The sequence below is a fragment of the Streptomyces sp. NPDC006602 genome (assembly GCF_042870385.1).
Classification (GTDB): Bacteria; Actinomycetota; Actinomycetes; order Streptomycetales; family Streptomycetaceae; genus Streptomyces.
In genome coordinates this window covers 284,981-305,983 of the sequence record NZ_JBIAHG010000005.1, presented here as the reverse complement: position 1 = coordinate 305,983, position 21,003 = coordinate 284,981, and the positions used below count along the sequence as shown (strand labels likewise).

At 68.3% G+C, this 21,003-nt stretch carries 18 protein-coding genes; 8 read left to right on the top strand and 10 right to left on the bottom strand.

The features are described 5' to 3' along the window. Positions 1-34: 34 nt before the first annotated feature. A complete protein-coding gene (locus ACFYO2_RS16485; protein ID WP_388349118.1) occupies positions 35-1,477 on the bottom strand; it encodes a CCA tRNA nucleotidyltransferase in 1,443 nt (480 codons plus the stop codon). 256 nt (positions 1,478-1,733) lie between these two features. Between ACFYO2_RS16485 and ACFYO2_RS16480 the strand changes: the two genes are divergently transcribed. From ACFYO2_RS16480 to trxA, 7 genes are all read left to right on the top strand, one after another. Next, the gene (locus tag ACFYO2_RS16480; protein ID WP_388349117.1) at positions 1,734-4,127 is read left to right on the top strand and encodes a DUF6049 family protein; all 2,394 of its coding nucleotides are present in this window, start codon (positions 1,734-1,736) and stop codon (positions 4,125-4,127) included. Between the two features lie 44 nt (positions 4,128-4,171). After that, positions 4,172-6,448 carry a murein biosynthesis integral membrane protein MurJ gene (murJ, locus tag ACFYO2_RS16475; RefSeq protein WP_388349115.1) on the top strand — a complete coding sequence of 759 codons (2,277 nt, stop codon included), beginning with the start codon at positions 4,172-4,174 and terminating at the stop codon, positions 6,446-6,448. Positions 6,449-6,566: 118 nt separating this feature from the next. Further along, positions 6,567-8,258 carry a protein kinase family protein gene (locus ACFYO2_RS16470; protein ID WP_388349113.1) on the top strand — a complete coding sequence of 564 codons (1,692 nt, stop codon included), beginning with the start codon at positions 6,567-6,569 and terminating at the stop codon, positions 8,256-8,258. 21 nt (positions 8,259-8,279) lie between these two features. Beyond that, the gene (gene sigM, locus ACFYO2_RS16465) at positions 8,280-9,005 is read left to right on the top strand and encodes an RNA polymerase sigma factor SigM (RefSeq protein ID WP_388349111.1); all 726 of its coding nucleotides are present in this window, start codon (positions 8,280-8,282) and stop codon (positions 9,003-9,005) included. Continuing rightward, complete coding sequence (locus ACFYO2_RS16460; protein ID WP_388349109.1) at positions 9,002-9,934, top strand: anti-sigma factor family protein; 933 nt, start codon at positions 9,002-9,004, stop codon at positions 9,932-9,934. Before sigM ends, ACFYO2_RS16460 begins: the two co-directional genes overlap by 4 nt. Before the next feature lie 168 nt (positions 9,935-10,102). Next, positions 10,103-11,071, top strand: coding sequence for a thioredoxin-disulfide reductase (gene trxB / locus ACFYO2_RS16455; RefSeq protein WP_388349107.1), 969 nt, complete (start codon positions 10,103-10,105; stop codon positions 11,069-11,071). Between the two features lie 42 nt (positions 11,072-11,113). Next, complete coding sequence (gene trxA, locus ACFYO2_RS16450) at positions 11,114-11,446, top strand: thioredoxin (RefSeq protein ID WP_143641354.1); 333 nt, start codon at positions 11,114-11,116, stop codon at positions 11,444-11,446. Between the two features lie 51 nt (positions 11,447-11,497). Here trxA and ACFYO2_RS16445 read toward each other — a convergent pair whose 3' ends face one another. The 9 genes from ACFYO2_RS16445 to rpmH all read right to left on the bottom strand — a co-directional run bounded on the left by ACFYO2_RS16445 (position 11,498) and on the right by rpmH (position 18,503). Continuing rightward, positions 11,498-12,115 carry a GNAT family N-acetyltransferase gene (locus ACFYO2_RS16445; RefSeq protein ID WP_388349104.1) on the bottom strand — a complete coding sequence of 206 codons (618 nt, stop codon included), beginning with the start codon at positions 12,113-12,115 and terminating at the stop codon, positions 11,498-11,500. A gap of 420 nt (positions 12,116-12,535) precedes the next feature. Beyond that, positions 12,536-13,636, bottom strand: a complete 1,101-nt coding sequence (locus tag ACFYO2_RS16440; RefSeq protein WP_388349102.1) for a ParB/RepB/Spo0J family partition protein — start codon at positions 13,634-13,636, stop codon at positions 12,536-12,538. Further along, complete coding sequence (locus ACFYO2_RS16435; protein WP_388349609.1) at positions 13,633-14,706, bottom strand: ParA family protein; 1,074 nt, start codon at positions 14,704-14,706, stop codon at positions 13,633-13,635. Before ACFYO2_RS16435 ends, ACFYO2_RS16440 begins: the two co-directional genes overlap by 4 nt. A gap of 264 nt (positions 14,707-14,970) precedes the next feature. Then, complete coding sequence (gene rsmG / locus ACFYO2_RS16430) at positions 14,971-15,687, bottom strand: 16S rRNA (guanine(527)-N(7))-methyltransferase RsmG (RefSeq protein ID WP_240862123.1); 717 nt, start codon at positions 15,685-15,687, stop codon at positions 14,971-14,973. A 126-nt stretch (positions 15,688-15,813) separates the two neighbouring features. Then, on the bottom strand, positions 15,814-16,326 hold the full coding sequence (locus ACFYO2_RS16425) for a protein jag (RefSeq protein WP_388349100.1): 513 nt from the start codon (positions 16,324-16,326) through the stop codon (positions 15,814-15,816). A gap of 15 nt (positions 16,327-16,341) precedes the next feature. Continuing rightward, complete coding sequence (gene yidC, locus ACFYO2_RS16420) at positions 16,342-17,619, bottom strand: membrane protein insertase YidC (protein ID WP_388349098.1); 1,278 nt, start codon at positions 17,617-17,619, stop codon at positions 16,342-16,344. 3 nt (positions 17,620-17,622) lie between these two features. Then, entirely contained in the window at positions 17,623-17,976 is a 354-nt protein-coding gene (yidD, locus tag ACFYO2_RS16415; RefSeq protein ID WP_388349096.1) for a membrane protein insertion efficiency factor YidD, read from the bottom strand. Beyond that, on the bottom strand, positions 17,973-18,344 hold the full coding sequence (gene rnpA, locus ACFYO2_RS16410) for a ribonuclease P protein component (protein WP_388349094.1): 372 nt from the start codon (positions 18,342-18,344) through the stop codon (positions 17,973-17,975). Before rnpA ends, yidD begins: the two co-directional genes overlap by 4 nt. Before the next feature lie 21 nt (positions 18,345-18,365). Further along, positions 18,366-18,503 (bottom strand): 50S ribosomal protein L34, encoded by a 138-nt coding sequence (rpmH, locus tag ACFYO2_RS16405; protein ID WP_006381191.1) that lies wholly within the window; start codon positions 18,501-18,503, stop codon positions 18,366-18,368. Between the two features lie 371 nt (positions 18,504-18,874). On the opposite strand from rpmH, the gene dnaA reads away from it, so the two are divergent. After that, positions 18,875-20,827 (top strand): chromosomal replication initiator protein DnaA, encoded by a 1,953-nt coding sequence (gene dnaA, locus ACFYO2_RS16400; protein WP_388349091.1) that lies wholly within the window; start codon positions 18,875-18,877, stop codon positions 20,825-20,827. Positions 20,828-21,003 lie beyond the last annotated feature (176 nt).

Below are 21,003 nucleotides of genomic sequence, written 5' to 3'. Positions count from 1 at the left end.
TGTTTCACGTGAAACATGACTCCGTTCCGCGGCTTCAGTTCTGTTCGGCCCACCACTCCTTGAGTGCGGCCACCGCCTCGTCATGACCCATCGGTCCGATCTCCAGACGAAGCTCCAGCATGTGCTTGTAGGCGCCGCCGACAGCGGGGCCAGGTCCGACGCCGAGGATCTCCATGATCTGGTTGCCGTCCAGGTCGGGGCGGATCGCGTCCAGTTCCTCCTGCTCCTGGAGCTGGGCGATCCGTTCCTCCAGGCCGTCATACGCCCGCGACAGTGCGGCCGCCTTGCGCTTGTTCCGGGTCGTGCAGTCCGACCGGGTCAGCTTGTGGAGCCTGTCGAGGAGCGGTCCCGCGTCTCGGACGTAGCGACGGACCGCCGAGTCGGTCCACTCCCCGGTGCCGTACCCGTGGAAGCGCAGGTGGAGTTCGACCAGGTGCGAGACGTCCTTCACCAGATCATTGGAGTACTTCAGCGCGATCATGCGCTTCTTGGTCATCTTCGCCCCGACCACCTCGTGGTGGTGGAACGAGACCCTGCCGTCCTTCTCGAAGCGGCGCGTTCGCGGCTTGCCGATGTCGTGCAGCAGTGCAGCGAGACGGAGGACGAGGTCCGCACCGTTCTCCTCCAGCGCGATCGCCTGCTCCAGAACGATCAGCGTGTGCTCGTAGACGTCCTTGTGCCGGTGGTGCTCGTCACTCTCCAGCCGCAGGGCCGGCAGCTCGGGCAGAACATGGTCGGCGATCCCCGTGTCGACCAGCAGCGTCAGGCCCTTGCGTGGGTGGGCGGACAGGATCAGCTTGTTCAGCTCGTCCCGGACCCGCTCGGCGGAGACGATCTCGATGCGCTCGGACATCTCCCTCATGGCCGTCACGACCTCGGGAGCCACCTCGAAGTCGAGCTGCGCCGCGAAACGTGCGGCCCGCATCATCCGCAGCGGGTCGTCCGAGAAGGACTCCTCGGGCGTCCCCGGAGTGCGCAGGACACGCGCCGCCAGATCCTCGAGGCCCCCGTGGGGGTCGATGAATTCCTTCTCCGGCAGTGCGACCGCCATCGCGTTCACGGTGAAGTCGCGCCGGACGAGGTCTTCCTCGATGGAGTCGCCGTACGACACCTCGGGCTTGCGTGAGGTCCGGTCGTACGCCTCCGACCGGTAGGTGGTCACCTCGATCTGGTAGCCGTTCTTCTGAGCCCCGACCGTGCCGAAGGCGATCCCGACCTCCCAGACGGAGTCCGCCCACGGCCGTACGATCTTCAGTACGTCCTGGGGATGGGCGTCGGTCGTGAAGTCCAGGTCGTTGCCGAGCCGGCCAAGCAACGCATCCCGGACCGAGCCGCCGACCAGGGCGAGCGAGAACCCGGCCTCCTGGAAGCGACGGGCGAGGTCGTCGGCGACAGGGGCAACCCGCAGCAGTTCGTTCACCGCGCGGTGCTGCACCTGACTCAGGGCACTGGGGTTGTCTTCGTTGGCGTTCGGCACAACAGAAGAGGGTACGTGGCCCGGGCGACCACGAGCTCCTCCATTAAACGCGCACAGACTCTCCACCTCACCGTGCACAAGGCCTGCCCGTGAGACCCACGCAGGCGACCCCCTTTATACGTGCACATTCGGGACAGGACGGCTGCGGCCCTGATCTTGTGGAGCAGTCCGCGGCACTTCCCCTCAGCGCACATCGTTACCATGCGTGGACGCACATTCCGACGACCACTGACGACGACGAGGGACGGGCGAGCGCGTGGCCGAGGCGGCAGACTTCCAGGGGACGAGTCCCTCACCTGCCCGCCGCTGGCTGCGGCGCACCGGAGCGCTGCTCGCCGGGGCGCCTCTGCTGGCCGGACTGTGCCAGTTGCCCGGCGTCACCTCCGCCTACGCCGCCGGACAGGCGTCCGCACAGGCCTCCGCGGATTCGGGCACAGTGTCGGTGGCCCTCGACACCCTCAGCCCCAGCGCCCCCACGAACGGCGACACGCTGACCGTGTCCGGCACAGTGACCAACAACGGCAAGCAGGCCGTCACCGACGCACACGTGGGCCTGCGGGTGGGGGCCGAGCTGACCACGCGCTCGGCCATCGACAACGCCGCAAGGACCGGCCGCGACCTCCAGGCCGTCACCGGCCCGGAGGTCGGCGGCAAGTACGCAGAGGAGTTCTCCAAACTGACGCCGGGCGTCGCCGAGCATTTCTCCATCTCGGTGCCGGTCGACGAGCTCGACCTCGGCGGCAGCGGGGTCTACCCGTTCGCCGTCTCGCTCTCCGGCGAGACGGCCGCGCAGCCCTGGGAGCAGGTGCTCGGCACGCAGAGCACCTTCCTGCCGTGGCAGTCCGGCGAGGCAGACACGAAGACGAAGACGACGTACCTCTGGCCGCTCATCTCCACCGTCCACATGACGGCGGAGACGGGATCGAACGAGCAGCAGACGCCGGTCTTCCGCAACGACGACCTCGCCAAGGAAATCGCCCCAGGCGGCCGCCTGGACCAGCTGGTGTCACTGGGCAAGGACCTCGACGTCACCTGGGTCGTCGACCCGGACCTGCTGGCCTCGGTCGACGCGATGACGCACACCTACCGCGTGAAGTCGGGCGACACCACCAGGGCGGGTTCCCAGCAGAATCAGACGCTCGCGGGGCAGTGGCTCGCCAAATTGCAGGACGCTGTGGCGGACAAGGAGGTCGTCGCCCTCCCCTTCGCCGACCCGGACCTCGCCTCCCTCGCACACAACGGCACGAGGGTCACCGGCTCGCTGAGCCATCTGAACGAGGCCACGGACGTCGTCCCGAACACGGTGGAGCCGATCCTCCACGTGAAACCGGTCACCGCCTTCGCCTGGCCCGTGGAGGGGGCTGTCGACCCGTCGATCGTCAAGGTCGCCACCTCGGCCGGCGCCGACAAGGTCATCGCGCGCAGTGACAGCCTCCAAGAGACCGCCGGCCTGCCGTACACGCCCTCCGCGGCCCGGCCCATCGGTGGCGGCACCACCGCGGTCGTCGCGGACGCCCGGCTGTCGACGGCCTTCCAGGGCGATCTGATGAAGGCCTCCGCCGCCACGCTCTCCGTGCAGCAGTTCCTCGCCCAGAGCCTCGCCCTCAATCTTCAGACGGACAAGCAGCGCAGCATCGTCGTCGCCCCGCAGCGGATGCCGTCGGCACGTCAGGCCCAGGCCATGGCCGAGGCGTTGACGGCCCTGCAGGGCGGAAACTGGTCCGAGTCCCAGAAGCTCACGGCGGCCGCCACCGCCAAGCCGGACCCCGACGCCACCACGAAGGTGCCGTCGACATCCAAGTACCCCCCCTCGCTGCGCAAGCAGGAGCTGCCGAGGTCCGCGTTCGAGAAGATCGCCGGCACGCAGGAGAAACTCGACAACTTCAAGGTGATCCTCGCCAACCAGTCCCGGGTGGTGACCCCCTTCGGGCGGGCCATGAACCGTGAGATGTCCACGTCCTGGCGGGGCCGCGCCTCGGAGGCGACCGGCTTCCGCAGTGACGTGGCGGCGTACCTCGGCCGGCTGACCGGCCAGGTCCAGCTGATCGACAAGTCGGAGACGAAGCTGTCCGGCCGCAGCGCCACGATCCCGGTGACCGTGCAGAACAACCTGGTGCAGGGCGTGGACCACCTGGTACTGCGCCTCACCTCGCTCAGCCCGAAGCGCCTCGAAATCGGTGGCGAGTCCTACTCCGAGCAGCGGGTCGAGGTCTCCGGCGGGCACAGCCAGACGGTGAAGTTCACCACTACAGCCAAGGCGAACGGTAAGGCCACGGTGATCGCCCAGCTGTACACCGAGGACGGCCAGGAGTACGGCGACGCCGTCACGTTCGACGTGAAGGTCACCGAGTTCACGGCAACGGTGATGCTTGTCATCGGCGGCGGCTTCCTCCTGCTCGTCCTCGCCGGCTTCCGGATGTACACGCAGCGCAAGCGCGCGGCCGCCCGTGAGGCCGAGCAGGACGGCCCCGAAGGGCCGGATGAGGCCGAAGGCGGACCGGTGAACCCCGGGGAGCCCGGCGACCGTCTCAAGGGGGAGTCCGGCACCCAGGCCCGGGCAGACGACCCGGAGCAGCCGAGTGACCCGACACCGGACACCCCAGCGGAAAGCGCAGACCCGTCCGGCACGGGTGAGAGAGTGGACCGTTGAGGAAGTCGTGGCCGGTGGGCCCGGGACGATGAGGTGGGGTAACCATGAACGCGCCGTACGACGGTGACCGCGGCCAGGCCGCGGGCAGCTCGGGCTACCCCGAGGGTCCGCCGCCCGAGCACGGCCAGGTACCGGCGCAGCCCCCCGCCGACATGTACCTCCAGGACGCCTACGACCAGGACCCCTACCAGGGACAGGACCCTCCCGCCCAGGACCCCGTCGCCGAGGCGCTCTACGACCGCGCAGCCCACCCCCCGCCGCCCCCGGGCGCGTACCAGCCGCAGCAGCCGCAGCAGCCGCTGTACGCCCAACCACCCCAGTCGCCGTACGCCCCCGACCCGCACGTGTGGGCGCAGACCCCGGCGCCCGAGCCGGAGGGCCCGACCCAGTACCTGCCGTACGGTGACGATCCCCGCACCACCCAGTTCGTGGGCGTCGACGACCTGGTGGGCCAGGCCGGCGAGGAACGCCACGAGCCGGACGCCTTCGCCCACCTCTTCCGGGACCAGCAGCAGGGCAGCGGCCACCCGCAGTACGACCCGCCGTCGGTGCCGGGTCCGGCAGCGGCCCCGGGCGAGCAGGCATCGGCGCCGCAGTACCGGGCTCCGGCGGCCCCCTCGCCCGCGGACGACCAGACCATGAACCTCGCCGCCACGCCCACCGCGACTTCGGCGCCCTCCGCAAAGAAGGGCGGGCGGGCCGGGGGGCTGCTGAAGTCGAGCGCCGTGATGGCGGCCGGCACGATGGTCTCCCGTCTCACCGGCTTCATCCGCTCGGCGATGATCGTCTCGGCACTGGGTCTCGCGCTCCTGGGCGACTCCTTCCAGGTGGCGTACCAGTTGCCGACAATGATCTACATCCTGACCGTCGGCGGCGGCCTCAACTCCGTCTTCGTGCCGCAACTCGTGCGTGCCATGAAAGACGACGAGGACGGCGGCGAAGCCTACGCCAACCGACTGCTGACCCTCGTCATGGTGGCGCTCGCCGCGCTCACGGCACTCGCGATGTTCGCTGCCCCACTGCTGGTACGCATTCTGGCGAACCCAGTCGCCAGCAACCCTCAGGCCAACGAGGTCGCCGTCACCTTCACCCGTTACTTCCTGCCCTCGATCTTCTTCATGGGCATCCACGTGGTGATGGGGCAGATCCTCAACGCCCGTGGCAAGTTCGGCGCGATGATGTGGACCCCGGTCCTCAACAACATCGTCATCATTGTGACGCTCGCCTCGTTCCTCTGGGTGTACGGCACCGCCGAGCACTCGGGGATGGAGGTCACCAACATCCCGCAGGAGGGTCAACGACTCCTGGGCATCGGCATCCTGCTGGGCATGGTCGTCCAAGCCCTCGCGATGATCCCGTATCTACGCGAGACCGGCTTCCGGGTACGCCCACGCTTCGACTGGAAGGGCCACGGCCTCGGCAAGGCCGCCATGCTCGCCAAGTGGACCATCCTGTTCGTCCTGGCCAACCAGGCGGGGGCGCTTGTGGTCACCCAGCTGTCCACCGCCGCCGGCATCGACTCCGGCGTCAAGGGCACCGGTTTTGCCGCCTACGCCAACGCGCAGCTGATCTGGGGCCTTCCGCAAGCCATCATCACGGTCTCCCTGATGGCCGCCCTGCTTCCGCGTATCTCCCGCTCGGCTGCGGAGGACGACGGCGGCGCTGTCCGTGACGACATCTCCCAGGGCCTGCGGACGACGGCCGTCGCCATCGTGCCGATCGCTTTCGGGTTCGTCTCCCTCGGCATCCCGATGTGCACGCTGATCTTCGGTTCCTCAGGCGCCGACCAGGCCACGAACATGGGCTTCATGCTGATGGCCTTCGGCCTCGGCCTGATCCCGTACTCGGTGCAATACGTCGTCCTGCGCGCCTTCTACGCGTACGAGGACACCCGGACCCCCTTCTACAACACGGTCATCGTTGCGGCCGTCAACGCCGCCGCCTCTGCCGTCTGCTTCGCCGTGCTGCCCGCCCGCTGGGCCGTGGTCGGCATGGCCGCCGCGTACGGCCTGGCGTACGCGACCGGTGTCGGCGTCGCGTGGCGCCGGCTGCGCAAACGGCTGGGCGGTGACCTGGACGGCGGGCGCGTCCTGCGGACGTATGCCCGCCTCTGCATCGCCTCAGTACCGGCGGCCCTGCTCAGCGGCGCTGCCTGCTACGGCATCGGCCACACCCTCGGCCAGGGCGTCCTCGGTTCCTTCGCCGCGCTGATCGCCGGCGGGGCGGTACTGCTCGGAATCTTCTTCGTCGCCGCCCGCAAGATGCGCATCGAGGAGCTGAACTCACTGGTCGGCATGGTCCGCGGGCGCCTGGGGCGCTGAGGCGGGGGTACGCGCACAACCATCGTCCGCCACCGTGTGTCGTGCATAGCGGCGGACTGTGGGCACAATTGGTTTCGGCGTCACACGACGCGCAATGGATGGGGAGGCAGGAACGACGGTGGCGGAACGGAGCACAGCTGCCGTCGACGTGGCAGACAACAGCGGTGACAAGCCGCTGACCGCCGAGGCGGACCAGTCCACGGCCGACGGGGTGGCCAAGAACCGGGAGCGGGACACGGAAGACGTCGAGGCACAGGGGAGTGGCGGGACCGAGAGTCCCGGGAAGGTCTCACCACCGGAGCTGCACAGCGGACACAAGCTCGCCAGACGCTACCGGCTCGAGGAATGCGTCACCCGTCTGGACGGATTCAGCAGTTGGCGTGCCGTGGACGAGAAGCTGCGTCGCGCCGTCGGCGTCCACCTGTTGCCCGCGGACCACTCACGGGCCCGTTCGGTGCTGGCTGCGGCCCGCTCCTCAGCACTGCTGGGCGACCCGCGCTTCGTCCAAGTACTCGACGCCGTCGAGGAGAACGACCTCGTCTACGTCGTCCACGAGTGGCTGCCCGACGCCACCGAGCTGACCGCCCTTCTCGCCTCCGGTCCCTTGGAGGTGTACGACGCCTATCAGTTGGTCAGCCAGACCACCGCCGCCATGGCCGCCGCCCACCGCGAAGGCCTGGCCCATCTGCGTCTGAACCCCAATGCCGTACTGCGCACCTCGACCGGCCAGTGGCGCATCCGTGGTCTCGCCGTGAACGCCGCCCTGCGCGGCATCAGCTCCGAGACCCCGCAGCGCACCGACACGGAGGCGATCGGCGCCCTGCTGTACGCGGCACTCACCCAGCGCTGGCCGTACGAGAACGACGCCTACGGACTGTCCGGCCTGCCCAAGGACATCGGCCTCATCGCCCCCGACCAGGTGCGTGCCGGCGTCCACCGCGGCCTGTCCGAGCTGGCCATGCGCGCACTCGCCAACGACGGTGCGACCGCCTCTCGCCACGAGTCCCCGTGCACCACACCCGAGGAGTTGGTGAAGGCGATCGGCGAGATGCCTCGCATCCGCCCGCCGGAGCCGGCGTTCACCGCCCCGCCGGACTACCAGCGCACGACGTACCAGCAGGGCACGTACGGCCGCCAGGCGCCACGTCCTGGCGTCACCCAGCCCGTGCCGACCCCGCCGCCCCCGCTGCAGAGCCGTACCGGCAGGGCGCTGAAGTGGGCGGTCTCGGCCCTCCTCATCGCCGCCCTCGGCCTGGGCAGCTGGCAGTTGGCGGACGCGATCATGGACCGGGGCGGCAAGTCCGAGGAAACGAACCAGACTCAGACAACGGACGGGGACGACAAGACCCCGACGAAGCCGGCCAGCACTCCGATCTCCATCAGCGGTGCTCATGACTTCGACCCGTTCGGCGCCGACGGCTCGGAGAAGCCGCGCGACATAGACAAGGTCTACGACAACTCCCCCAGCACGTACTGGCAGACGGACTACTACCTGAGTTCCGACTTCGGCCGACTGAAGCCCGGCGTCGGTGTCATCCTCGATCTCGGCAAGGTCCAGGAGGTCGGGAAGGTGACTGTTTCCTTCGTGGGGGACACGTCCGTCGAACTCCGCGCCGCTTCCAGTGACGCGAGTTCACAGCCCACGTCCTTCGACGCCTACACGAAGGTCGCCGGCGGCTCCGGCACGAGCGTGACCCTCAAACCCGACGAGTCCCTCAAGTCCCGCTACCTTCTGGTCTGGCTGACCAAACTGCCGCAGATTGACGGTGAATGGCGCGGCCGGGTGGCGGACATCAAGGTGACCAGCTAAGGACGAGGGGGAGGGGACCCGATGGCAGATGACACCGCATACGGCGACACGAGCGATCGGGACCTCTTGGCCCGCCATGTCGAGGGCGATGCCGACGCCTTCGGTGAGCTCGTACGCCGACACCGGGACCGGCTCTGGGCGGTGGCCCTGCGGACGCTGGGAGACCGGGAGGAGGCCGCTGACGCCGTCCAGGACGCCCTCGTCTCCGCCTACCGGGCCGCCCACACCTTCCGGGGCCAGTCGGCGGTCACGACATGGCTGCACCGGATCACGGTGAACGCCTGTCTGGACCGCGCCCGTAAGGCCGCCTCCCGCAAGACGTCCCCCGTCGACGACACCGAGCGCCTGGAGCAGCTCCTCGAGCCGCACGAGTCGGCCTCGGCGCCAGCGGAGCGCAACGACCTTCACCGTCAGCTCCTGGAGGCACTCGCCACCCTTCCGCCCGACCAGCGGGCCGCGCTCGTCCTGGTGGACATGCAGGGTTACCCGGTCGCCGAGGCCGCCCACATGCTCGACGTGCCGACCGGGACGGTGAAGAGCCGCTGTGCCCGCGGCCGCGCCAGACTCTTGCCCCTGCTCAAGCATCTGCGGCCGGAAAACACCGGCGCCGACAGAGAAGCGGGCGAGGGGCGGAACCGGACGCAGGGGACATCCGTCCCACCCGCAGCGGGACCGCGTCAGGCGGGGCCGCCGGATACGGGACCAAGCGATTCAGCTGCAGTGAAGGGCGGAGGTGGGCGAGCGTGACATCAACGACAGACACAGCCGGGCACCCGGACGTCGCGGAGATCTCCGACCTCACCGAAGGCCTGCTCCCGCCGTCCCGAACCGCGGAGGTACGTCAGCATCTGGACCAGTGTGAACTCTGCGCGGACGTCCACGCTTCCCTTGAAGAGATCCGGGGACTGCTCGGAACCCTGCCGGGTCCCCCGCGCATGCCCGCCGATGTCGCCGGCCGGATCGACGCCGCCCTCGCCGCGGAGGCACTGCTGCACGCCACGGCGCCCGACGCCGTGGACGCGTCGGCACCAGTCAGCGCCCAGTCCCTGTCCGACGCGGCGCCCGCCTCCGTGTCCGGATCGGACGACAGCATGCTTGTTTCACGTGAAACGTCGGCCGACCGCCCCGCAGGTCACGCGCGCGCCTCGACGACCGGCCCGGGTCGCAAGGAGCCCAGGCGTGGCGGTCGACGCCGCGCTGTTGTCCTCGGCGCTGTGTTCACCGCCGCCGCCCTGGGATTCGGTTCCGTGCTGCTGTCCTCGCTGAACGATGGCAAGCCGTCCAGCCCCGAGGCGGGGTCCACCTCCGCGGACACCTTCTCCGAGGCGAGGCTGGAGAAGCAGGTCTCCGATCTCGTCGCCCAGCACCAAAGCTCCGGCAGTGGATCTCCCGCGCCCCACAGCTTCGGCGCGGAGTCCGTCCCCGGTAGCAACTCGCCCAGGGTCTACAGGGACCCGGTGATCCCCGGCTGCATTCAGAAAGGCATCGGCCGCAGCGACGCAGCGCTCGCAACCGAGAAGGGGATCTACAAGGGGAGGGACGCGCTCCTCGTTGTCCTGCCCGACACCCCGGACGGCACCCGGATCACCGCCTACCTCATGGAGGCGACCTGTGTGGGTCAACCGTCGTCCCCCAAGGCCAAGGTCTTGCTGAAGCAGTCCTACACCGGCCCCTGAGCGCGCACGCATCGTCTTCGTCCCGCGTGGTATCCCCTACGGTGGCGCATCCCCGTGTGCCCGGACACAGCGGGAATGCGCGCCCCTTAGGATCCGTTGGGTGGGGTGAGAGTTCTGAAAGGAGCTCCCCCGGTCCAACGACGCAGTCCAGAGACGAGGAATCAAGCCGTGAGCGACGTCCGAAACGTGATCATCATCGGCTCCGGGCCCGCCGGCTACACGGCGGCGCTCTACACCGCGCGCGCGTCGCTGAAGCCGCTGGTGTTCGAGGGCGCAGTCACGGCGGGTGGTGCGCTGATGACCACGACCGAGGTGGAGAACTTTCCAGGCTTCCAGGACGGCATCATGGGCCCCGAGCTCATGGACAACATGCGCGCTCAGGCCGAGCGCTTCGGCGCCGAGCTCGTCCCGGACGACATCGTCAACGTCGACCTGGCCGGTGAGATCAAGACCGTCACCGACACCGCGGGCACGGTCCACAAGGCCAAGGCCATCATCGTCGCCACCGGCTCCCAGCACCGCAAGCTCGGCCTGCCCAACGAGGACGCCCTCTCGGGCCGCGGTGTCTCCTGGTGCGCCACCTGTGACGGCTTTTTCTTCAAGGAACAGGACATCGCCGTGATCGGCGGTGGTGACACCGCGATGGAGGAGGCCACCTTCCTCGCCCGCTTCGCCAAGTCCGTGACGATCGTCCACCGCCGTGACACCCTGCGGGCCTCCAAGGCGATGCAGGAGCGCGCCTTTGCCGACCCGAAGATCAAGTTCGTGTGGGACAGCGAGGTCGCCGAGATCCAGGGCGACCAGAAGCTCTCGGGCCTGAAGCTGCGCAACCTCAAGACCGGCGAGCTCTCGGACCTTCCGGTCACCGGCCTGTTCATCGCAATCGGCCACGACCCGCGCACCGAGCTCTTCAAGGGCCAGCTGGAGTTGGACGAGGAGGGCTACCTGAAGGTCGAGGCACCCTCCACGCGGACGAACCTGACCGGTGTCTTCGGCGCCGGTGACGTGGTCGACCACACCTACCGCCAGGCGATCACCGCGGCCGGCACCGGCTGCTCCGCCGCCCTCGACGCGGAGCGCTTCCTCGCCGCCCTCGCGGACGAGGAGAAGGCCGAGCCCGAGAAGACCTCCGTCTGACCCCCATCCGCCCCACCGCACCAACAAGTTAAGGAGCCCGCCGTGGCCGGCACCCTCAAGCATGTGACCGACGATTCCTTCGAGCAGGACGTCCTCAAGAGCGACAAACCCGTCCTGGTGGACTTCTGGGCTGCTTGGTGCGGCCCGTGCCGCCAGATCGCGCCGTCCCTCGAGGCGATCGCCGCCGAGTACGGCGACAAGATCGAGGTCGTCAAGCTGAACATCGACGAGAACCCGGGTACGGCCGCCAAGTACGGCGTCATGTCCATCCCGACCCTGAACGTGTACCAGGGTGGCGAGGTCGCCAAGACCATCGTCGGTGCGAAGCCGAAGGCCGCGATCGTCCGCGACCTCGAGGACTTCATCGCCGAGTGACGTTTCACGTGAAACACGAATGGGCCGACCCTGAGGGTCGGCCCATTCGCTTCAGAGCGGCCGGAGCACCGGCTCCTTCTGTACAGCTCCCAGAAGCCGGTCCAGCGCCATCTCCACGTCCTCCTTCCAGGAGAGCGTGGTCCGCAGCTCCAGCCTCAGCCGCGGGTACGTGGGGTGAGGCCGAACCGTCTTGAAGCCCACCGCGAGGAGATGGTCGGCGGGCAGCAGGCACGCGGGCTCCTTCCAGCGCACGTCTCCGAAGGCCTCGATCGCCTTGAAGCCCCGCCGCAGCAGATCCTTGGCCACCGTCTGGACCATAACCCGTCCCAGCCCCTGCCCCTGGTAACCCGGCATGATGAACGCGGTCATCAACTGAACCGCGTCGGGCGAAACAGGACTCGTGGGAAATGCCGTCGAGCGAGGCACGTAGGCCGGAGGAGCGTAGAGCACGAAGCCGACCGGTACGTCGTCCACGTACACGACCCTGCCGCAGGATCCCCAGTCCAGCAGGACTGCCGAGATCCAGGCCTCCTTCTCGAGGGCGGGTGTTCCGGCTTTTACCGCGGCTTCACCACTGACTGGGTCCAACTCCCAGAAGACACACGCACGACAGCGCTTGGGAAGGTCCTGAAGGTTGTCCAGCGTGAGCGGTACGAGCCGACGCCCCATGAAGGCTGTTCCTCGCTTCCTTCGCCCGCCGCGTCGCGGGCGGCCGTCAGAGCGCTCCGTTCCCTGAGCAGGCTGCCGACGAACCCGCCGACCGCGCCCAGCCCCAGGCCCGCGCTCACAAATCCGGTGCGGCTCACCATTCGCATGGCCCCTGCCTCTCCCCTCAGAGGTGCTGCCGGGTGGATGCGCCATACCCAAACGCATCGTATCCACGATGCGATTCCACCGATACCGCCTGAAAGCAAAGAGCGGGGGGGGGGGGGGGGGGGGCGCCGCCCCCCCCCCCCCCCCCCCCGCGCCCGCCGCGCCCCCCCCCCCCCCCCCCCGCCCCCGACCCCCCGGGGCCGGCCCCCCCCCCCCCCCCCCCCCCCCCCCCCCCGCTCATACGGCCGAGCGAGATCGCTCCACCCGCCCGGACAATCAGTCGTCCGTCTCCTCGGAGTCACCGTCCAGCAGACTCTTCTGCAGCACCGGTCCCTCTCCGGGAGCGAGGCTGCTGAGAATCCGTTCAAGGTCCTCCATCGAGGCGAACTCGACGGTGATCTTCCCCTTCTTCTGGCCGAGGTCAACCTTCACCCGCGTCTCGAAGCGGTCCGAGAGGCGGGTCGCGAGGTCGCTCAGGGCCGGCGAGAGCCGAGTACCGGCCCGTGGCCCCTTGGAGCGCTGAGCCGTCTGGGGCCGAGACCCCATCAGCGTCACGATCTCCTCTACGGCCCGCACCGAGAGTCCCTCGGCCACGATCCGGTGGGCCAACCGGTCCTGCTCCTCCGAATCGTCGACGGAGAGCAGTGCCCTCGCGTGTCCGGCCGAGAGGACTCCGGCAGCCACCCGCCGCTGAACCGCCGGCGAGAGCTTCAGCAGACGCAGGGTGTTGGAGACCTGTGGACGGGAGCGCCCGATGCGGTCCGCCAGCTGGTCGTGCGTGCAGTTGAAGTCCTTCAGCAGCTGGTCGTAGGCGGCCGCTTCTTCCAGAGGGTTCAGCTGGGCACGGTGCAGGTTCTCCAGGAGGGCGTCCAGGAGGAGCTTGTCGTCGTCCGTGGCCCGGACGATCGCCGGGATCGCCTCCAGCCCCGCCTCTCGGCAAGCCCTCCAGCGCCGCTCGCCCATGATGAGCTCGTAGCGCCCGGGACCGAGCTGTCGTACGACGACGGGCTGGAGGAGACCGACCTCCTTGATGGAGGTGACGAGTTCCTGTAGAGCGTCCTCGTCGAAGACCTCACGGGGCTGCCGGGGGTTCGGCTTGATGGAGTCGAGGGGGAGCTCCGCGAAGTGGGCGCCCATGGGAGGCTCGGGCGTCTCCACGGCACCGTTGGTCGACGGTTCCTCTGTTTCATGTGAAACGGCGGGCAGCATGGCCACCTTCGCCGCCGCCACCCCACGATCGGTGGTCAGTACCGGCACAGCCGCCGGGGACGTCGAAGCGGCGCCCCCCACCGCGGCCGAAGCCACCGACTTCTCCGTCGGGGCAGCAGGGATCAGTGCGCCGAGACCACGACCCAAACCCCTCCGTCGCTCGCTCACTGGATCCCCTCCACCATGCTCCGGTCGCTCTGTGCGCCGATATGTGCGTGTGTCGCGTCGTAGGAGACGCCTACACCCTTCAGCGCGATTTCTCGTGCCGCCTCAAGATAGGACAGGGCACCACTCGATCCTGGATCGTAGGTCAGCACCGTCTGTCCGTAGCTCGGCGCCTCCGAGATGCGGACCGAGCGGGGAATGCTCGTCCGCAGCACCTCGTCGCCGAAGTGACTGCGCACCTCGTCCGCGACCTGGGACGCGAGGCGCGTCCGGCCGTCGTACATGGTGAGCAGGATCGTCGATACATGCAGGGTGGGGTTGAGGTGCCCCCGCACCAGATCGACGTTGCGCAGCAGTTGGCCAAGGCCTTCCAGCGCGTAGTACTCGCACTGGATCGGGATGAGGACCTCCTCGCCGGCGACCAACGCGTTGACCGTCAGCAGGCCGAGCGAGGGCGGGCAGTCGATGAGGATGTAGTCCAGCGGCTGCTCGTAGGCCTGGATCGCCCGCTGCAGTCGGCTCTCGCGTGCCACAAGGGACACCAACTCGATCTCCGCACCGGCGAGATCGATCGTGGCAGGAGCACAGAAGAGACCTTCTACGTCGGGGACCGGCTGGACGACCTCGGCGAGGGGCCTGCTGTCGACCAGCACGTCGTAGATGGAAGGGACCTCGGCGTGATGGTCGATCCCCAACGCCGTGGATGCGTTGCCCTGCGGGTCGAGGTCGATGACCAGGACACGGGCGCCGTGCAGGGCGAGTGAAGCGGCAAGGTTGACGGTCGTCGTCGTCTTGCCCACACCGCCCTTCTGGTTGGCGACCACCATGACGCGGGTCTGCTCGGGACGCGGCAGACCTTCGCCTGCGCGGCCCAGAGCTTCCACCGCCAGTTGGGCAGCACGACCGATCGGAGTGTCGTCCATAGGGGGCGGTGTTTCACGTGAAACATCCTCCCCCATCGACTCGGTACGGGGACCGGGGACCGGATCGGTCATCGGTCCCGCGATGTTGGCGTCGGACCGCAAGGATTCACTCTCCTCGACTTCAGGCTCGCAATGAACAGAGCCTCCCATGCCTTCGGGGTCGTGAACCAGTGAGGCCTGTTGTTCTGTGGAGAAATCCACCTCTGTGGACAACTCAGGTCCCTCATCGAGTGAACCAAGAGGCCTGCGGTCGCGGGGTTCGGCCGCGGCGCGGCCCCGGCTGATGATGCCGTGCAGCAATGAGCGACGTTTCACGTGAAACACGATGCACAGCAGCGGGGCCCGAACTGTCGCGACACTCCGGCATGCGTACGTTGACAGCTTGTGTGGAGTACGTCTCGTCGTCAGGGCGGATCAGCGCCGCCGACGTGCACGTCCGGTTCTGGCCGCCTTCGCCCGCTTCGCCGCGAAGCGCACCCCACCCGGACTCTCGCCGACCTCCACCCGCACGACGGTGGACAACGGATCCACCACGCCTTCACCCACGTGCAGGATGGACGTCTCCACGGCACCGAGCTTGCTCAGTGCCGTCGCCGCGCTCTTGAGCTCCTCCTCCGCGGTGTCGCCCTTGAGTGCGAGCATCTCCCCGTACGGACGCAGCAGGGGAATGCCCCAGGTCGCCAGCCGGTCCAGCGGCGCGACAGCCCGTGCCGTCACCACATGGACGGGCGTGAGCTTGCCCATGACCTCTTCGGCCCGCCCACGCACGACCGTCACATGGTCCAGACCCAGCAGCTCCACGACCTCGGTCAGGAAGTTGGTGCGCCGCAGCAGGGGCTCCAGCAGCGTGATCTTCAGGTCCTCACGGACGAGCGCCAGGGGAATGCCGGGCAGACCCGCGCCCGAGCCGACATCGCACACCGTCACGCCCTCGGGAACGACCTCCGACAGCACCGCACAGTTCAGCAGGTGTCGTTCCCAGAGTCGCGGCACCTCACGCGGACCGATCAGACCGCGCTGCACGCCCGCCTCGGCGAGCAGCTCCGCGTATCGCACCGCGTCCGCGAAGCGATCACCGAAAACCTCGCGGGCATGTTCGGGCGCGGGGGGAAGCTCCGCTGCCTCCGTCACGGGGGACCGTCCTTCCGTACCGCGTAGACGCACCGGGCGCCGACGCAAGAACCACCAGAACTATCAGGCTGACAAAGTTCGGCCCCGCCTGCGCAACAGACGGGGCCGGAGGAACGTACGGACCGATCAGGCGGGAAGCACGACGACGAAGCGCTGCGGCTCCTCGCCCTCGGACTCGCTGCGCAGGCCGGCGGCCTTGACCGCATCGTGCACGACCTTGCGCTCGAACGGCGTCATCGGGTCCAGCTTCACGGACTCGCCGGTGCTCTTGACCTCGGCCGCGGCCTTGGCACCGAGCTCGGACAGCTCGGCGCGCTTCTTGGCGCGGTAACCCGCGATGTCCAGCATCAGCCGACTGCGGTCCCCGGTCTCCCGGTGCACGGCAAGGCGCGTGAGCTCCTGCAGGGCTTCCAGCACCTCGCCGTCGCGGCCGACCAGCTTCTGCAGATCGCGGCCGCCCGCGTCGCTGATGATCGACACAGCGGCGCGATCGGCCTCGACGTCCATGTCGATGTCACCGTCGAGATCGGCGATGTCGAGCAGACCCTCGAGGTAGTCCGCCGCGATCTCGCCCTCCTGCTCCAGGCGGGTCAGGGTGTCTGCGCCCTCGGCAGCGGCGGAGGTGGTGCCTTCCGTCACGGGATGGACTCCTTCTTACTTCTTGGACGGGGACTTGGGCCGCTGCGGACCCTTGCGCTGTCCGGACTGGGCCTTGCTGCGGGTACCGCCGGGCTTCTTGGCGGCGGCGGGGGGCTTGGTGTCCTCGGGCTCGTCGGACTTGGTCAGTGACGGGCCCTCGCTCTTGGTCAGTGACGGGCCCTCGTCGGCTGCCTTGGGACTACCGGACTGCCGCTGGGACTTGCTCTGCCGCTTGGGCTGCTGCCGCTTGGGAGTGGCGGCGCTCGTCGCCGTACCGTCCTCGGTCTCCGCTGCGACCTGGGCCTCGCCCTTCACCACGGTGCCGTCGGCCTGGGCCGTGAGGCCCGCCTTGTTCAGGCCATTGATGAACTTGCGCTCGAACTCATTGCGGTCGCGGCCCTTGGTCACGATGGCCTTGACGATGGCCTTCTCCCCGCGGCCGCGCGTCTTGCCGTGGTGCGTGACGTGCTTGTACAGACGCTCCAGGTACGCCGCCTGAGCCTTGGAACCCGGAGTCGGGTTGTTGCGGATCACGTACATCTGCTGGCCCATGGTCCACACGTTGGTGGTCAGCCAGTAGACGAGGACACCGACCGGGAAGTTGATGCCGAAGACGGCGAACATGACAGGGAAGACGTACATCAGCATCTTCTGCTGCTGCATGAACGGTGTCTTCACCGTGGTGTCGACGTTCTTGGTCATCAGCTGGCGCTGCGTGTAGAACTGCGACGCCGACATCATGATGATCATGACCGCGGTCACGATGCGGACGGTGGTCAGAGAGGCGTCGAGCGCGGTGACGTCCGCCGAGCTGTCGGTGAACTTCGCGGCCAGCGGAGCACCGAAGATGTGCGCCTTCTGGGCGCTCTGCAGCAGGCTGTCGTTGATGACACCGATGGTGTCGTTGTTCGCGATGCCGTTGAGCACGTGGTACAGAGCGAAGAAGAACGGTGACTGCGCCAGGATGGGAAGGCACGAGGAGAGCGGGTTGGTGCCCGTCTCCTTGTACAGCTTCATCATCTCTTCGGACTGGCGCTGCTTGTCGTTCTTGTATCGCTCCTGGATCTTCTTCATCTCGGGCTGCAGCGTCTGCATGGCCCGGGTCGCCTTGATCTGCTTCACGAAGAGCGGGATCAGGCAGATACGGATCAGAATCACCAGGGACACGATGGACAGGCCCCAGGCCCACCCGGAGTCGTCGCCGAAGAGGGCGCCGTACACCGTGTGGAACTGGACGATGACCCAGGAGACAGGTGTCGTGATGAAGCTGAAGAAGCTGGCAATCGTGTCCACTAATCATGCTCCTTGGGCATGGGACGGGGTCTCTGCGGCCGGGCTCGTAAGAGCCTGCCCCTCGGTGGCCGGGTCGGCGGAGGAGGGCCCGCCCTTGCGTGTACGCCAGGCGTCACGCAGCATTTCGTGCCACCGCGGACGCTTGCGCGGTGGGACATGGTCCACACCGCCGAGCGACCACGGATTGCACCGCAGGATGCGCCAGGCCGTGAGTCCCGTGCCCTTGATCGCACCATGCCGGTCGATGGCCTGGTACCCGTAGTGGGAGCACGACGGGTAGTACTTGCACACCGGCCCGAGCAACGGGCTGATGGTCCACTGGTACAGCTTGATCAGCGCCAGCAGCGGGTACTTCATCGCGCGCCCCCTCCCAGCAACCGCTCCAGGGCGGCATCCAGGTCTTGGGCCAGTTGTGCATGATCGGCGTCCCCCGCACCGGGCAACGCTCGTACGACTACCAGGCTACCGGGGGGCAAGAGGGCGACTCGATCGCGCATCAGATGGCGAAGCCTGCGCTTCACCTTGTTGCGCACCACGGCTCCGCCCACGGCCTTGCTCACGACGAAACCCGCACGCGTCGGGGGAGCGCTCTCCCCAGGCGCGTGCGGGTCCGTGGCACCGCTACGAAGATGGACGACGAGAGACGGGCGTCCGGCCCGACGACCTCGTCGTACCGCGGTCGCGAAGTCCTCGCGCCGCCTCAGCCGGTTCTCGGTGGGCAGCACGATGTCATGACCTGACCGGAATCAGGCGGACAGGCTGGCGCGACCCTTGCCACGACGGTTCGCGAGAATCGCGCGGCCGGCGCGGGTGCGCATCCGCAGGCGGAAGCCGTGGGTCTTGGCACGACGACGGTTGTTCGGCTGGAAGGTGCGCTTGCTCACTCGGGGGCTCCAGAATAAATCGGGGTTTTCGGGGTGCCGTCCTGGCTGTCACCGTGCGCCCACGAGTAGCTCGCGTTACGCCCGAGTGCACCGCTGACCGATCACCCAAATGATCTGTGCCCATCGGAGGCAGGCGGCAGCAGCCATCGACAACTCGACCTGGTTACGGTACGCGCGGCTGAGCCATCCGGTCAAACCAGCGGCCACCGGGAGACACTATCCACAGCCTGGGGACAACAACTTGAACCGCACCCGTCGCCCTGACTACCGTGGCTGGACTCCGATTCGTTCCCCTGCATCTGCCCCACCCCATTTGAATCCCGACCGTTCCCGAACCACACGTTCGTGGGACCCGTGAGAGAGCGTGCCCTGTGGCTGACGTACCTGCCGATCTTGCCGCAGTGTGGCCACGAGTACTCGAGCAGCTTCTCGGTGAAGGGCGTGGGCAGGGTGTCGAGGTCAAGGACGAGCACTGGATCCGACGCTGCCAGCCGCTCGCACTCGTAGCGGACACCGCACTGCTTGCCGTACCGAACGAATTTGCGAAGGGTGTGCTCGAAGGCCGCCTCGCCCCCGTCGTCAGCGAGACACTGAGCCGCGAGTGCGGCCGTCCTATCCGCATCGCGATCACCGTCGACGACTCCGCCGGCGAACCCTCGCCCCCGCCGAGTCGGCCCCAGCAGCGCTACGAGGAGCCCGAGCTTCCCTCCGGCCAGTACGAGGGCTACGGCCGCCACCGCGCCGACGACCAGAGGCCGGGCCGCTCCGACCAGCACCCCGGCCCCCAGGGCGACCACACGCCCCGCCCGGACGGGCTCCCGACCGCCCGCCCGGCCTACCCCTCGGAATATCAGCGCCCCGAACCCGGCACCTGGCCACGCCCGCAGCAGGACGAGTACGGCTGGCAGCAACAGCGCCTCGGCTTCCCCGAGCGCGACCCCTACGCCTCGCCATCACAGGACTCCTACGGCCCCCCCTCGCGGGACTCCTACGGCGCGCCCTCCCAGGACTCGTACGGATCCCAGTCCAACGACTCGTACTCACAGGACTACCGTCCGCAGTCGATGGAGCGCCCGTCGTACGACAACCAGCGCCCCGACTACGACCAGCGACCGGACTACGGCCGCCACCGCGCCGACGAGGACCATCGCGACGCCCGCCGCGAGCGGCCCGAGCCGTCGGGCTCTGGGCATGTGAACCGCGGCGGTCCCGTCGGTTCCCATCTGCCCACCACCGGTGCCCCGGGCCCGCTGGCGGCGCAGCCCGCGCCGGCGACCGGCCCGGGCGAGCCGACCGCGCGCCTGAACCCGAAGTACCTCTTCGACACGTTCGTCATCGGCGCCTCCAACCGTTTCGCGCACGCGGCCGCGGTGGCCGTCGCGGAGGCGCCCGCGAAGGCGTACAACCCGCTCTTCATCTACGGGGAGTCGGGACTTGGCAAAACGCATCTTCTGCACGCGATCGGGCACTACGCGCGCAGCCTCTACCCGGGCACGCGTGTCCGCTACGTGAGCTCCGAGGAATTCACCAACGAGTTCATCAACTCCATCCGCGACGGCAAGGGCGACAGCTTCCGCAAGCGCTACCGCGAGATGGACATCCTGCTCGTCGACGACATCCAGTTCCTCGCGGACAAGGAGTCGACGCAGGAGGAGTTCTTCCACACCTTCAACACGCTCCACAACGCCAACAAGCAGATCGTGCTGTCCAGCGACCGGCCGCCCAAGCAGCTGGTGACCCTGGAGGACCGGCTGCGGAACCGTTTCGAGTGGGGCCTGATCACCGACGTCCAGCCACCGGAGCTGGAGACCCGCATCGCCATCCTTCGTAAGAAGGCGGTCCAGGAGCAGCTCAACGCCCCGCCGGAGGTACTGGAGTTCATCGCCTCGCGGATCTCGCGCAACATCCGCGAGCTGGAGGGGGCGCTGATCCGGGTGACGGCGTTCGCATCGCTCAACCGGCAGCCCGTGGACCTGGGCCTCACGGAGATCGTCCTCAAGGACCTCATCCCCGGCGGAGAGGACTCGGCGCCCGAGATCACCTCCACGGCCATCATGGGCGCTACCGCCGACTACTTCGGCCTCACGGTCGAGGACCTGTGCGGCACCTCGCGCGGCCGTGCGCTGGTGACCGCCCGCCAGATCGCCATGTACCTGTGCCGCGAACTGACGGACCTCTCCCTGCCGAAGATCGGCGCACTGTTCGGCGGCCGCGACCACACGACGGTCATGCACGCGGATCGCAAGATCCGCAATCTGATGGCCGAGCGGCGCTCCATCTACAACCAGGTCACCGAGCTGACCAACCGCATCAAGAACGGCTGACAGAGCCGCTCGTACGCCTCTGAGGGCGCTCCCGGGACGAGTTCCCGGGGGCGCCCTTCGTCGTTCCGGAGAGCGGCACCGGGCCCTGACACGACATCCGCTGTTCGAATACCTGCCGCGTTACGGCCTCTCTCCACAGATCCGGGGACTTTCTTCCGTCCACATGCTGGGGACTG

Excerpts from the sequence above, each read along its gene's own strand:
- murJ (WP_388349115.1), top strand. The coding sequence starts at position 4,172 with ATGAACGCGCCGTACGACGGTGACCGCGGCCAGGCCGCGGGCAGCTCG.
- sigM (WP_388349111.1), top strand. The coding sequence starts at position 8,280 with ATGGCAGATGACACCGCATACGGCGACACGAGCGATCGGGACCTCTTG.
- ACFYO2_RS16445 (WP_388349104.1), bottom strand. The coding sequence starts at position 12,115 with ATGGGGCGTCGGCTCGTACCGCTCACGCTGGACAACCTTCAGGACCTT.
- ACFYO2_RS16435 (WP_388349609.1), bottom strand. The coding sequence starts at position 14,706 with ATGGGAGGCTCTGTTCATTGCGAGCCTGAAGTCGAGGAGAGTGAATCC.
- yidD (WP_388349096.1), bottom strand. The coding sequence starts at position 17,976 with ATGAAGTACCCGCTGCTGGCGCTGATCAAGCTGTACCAGTGGACCATC.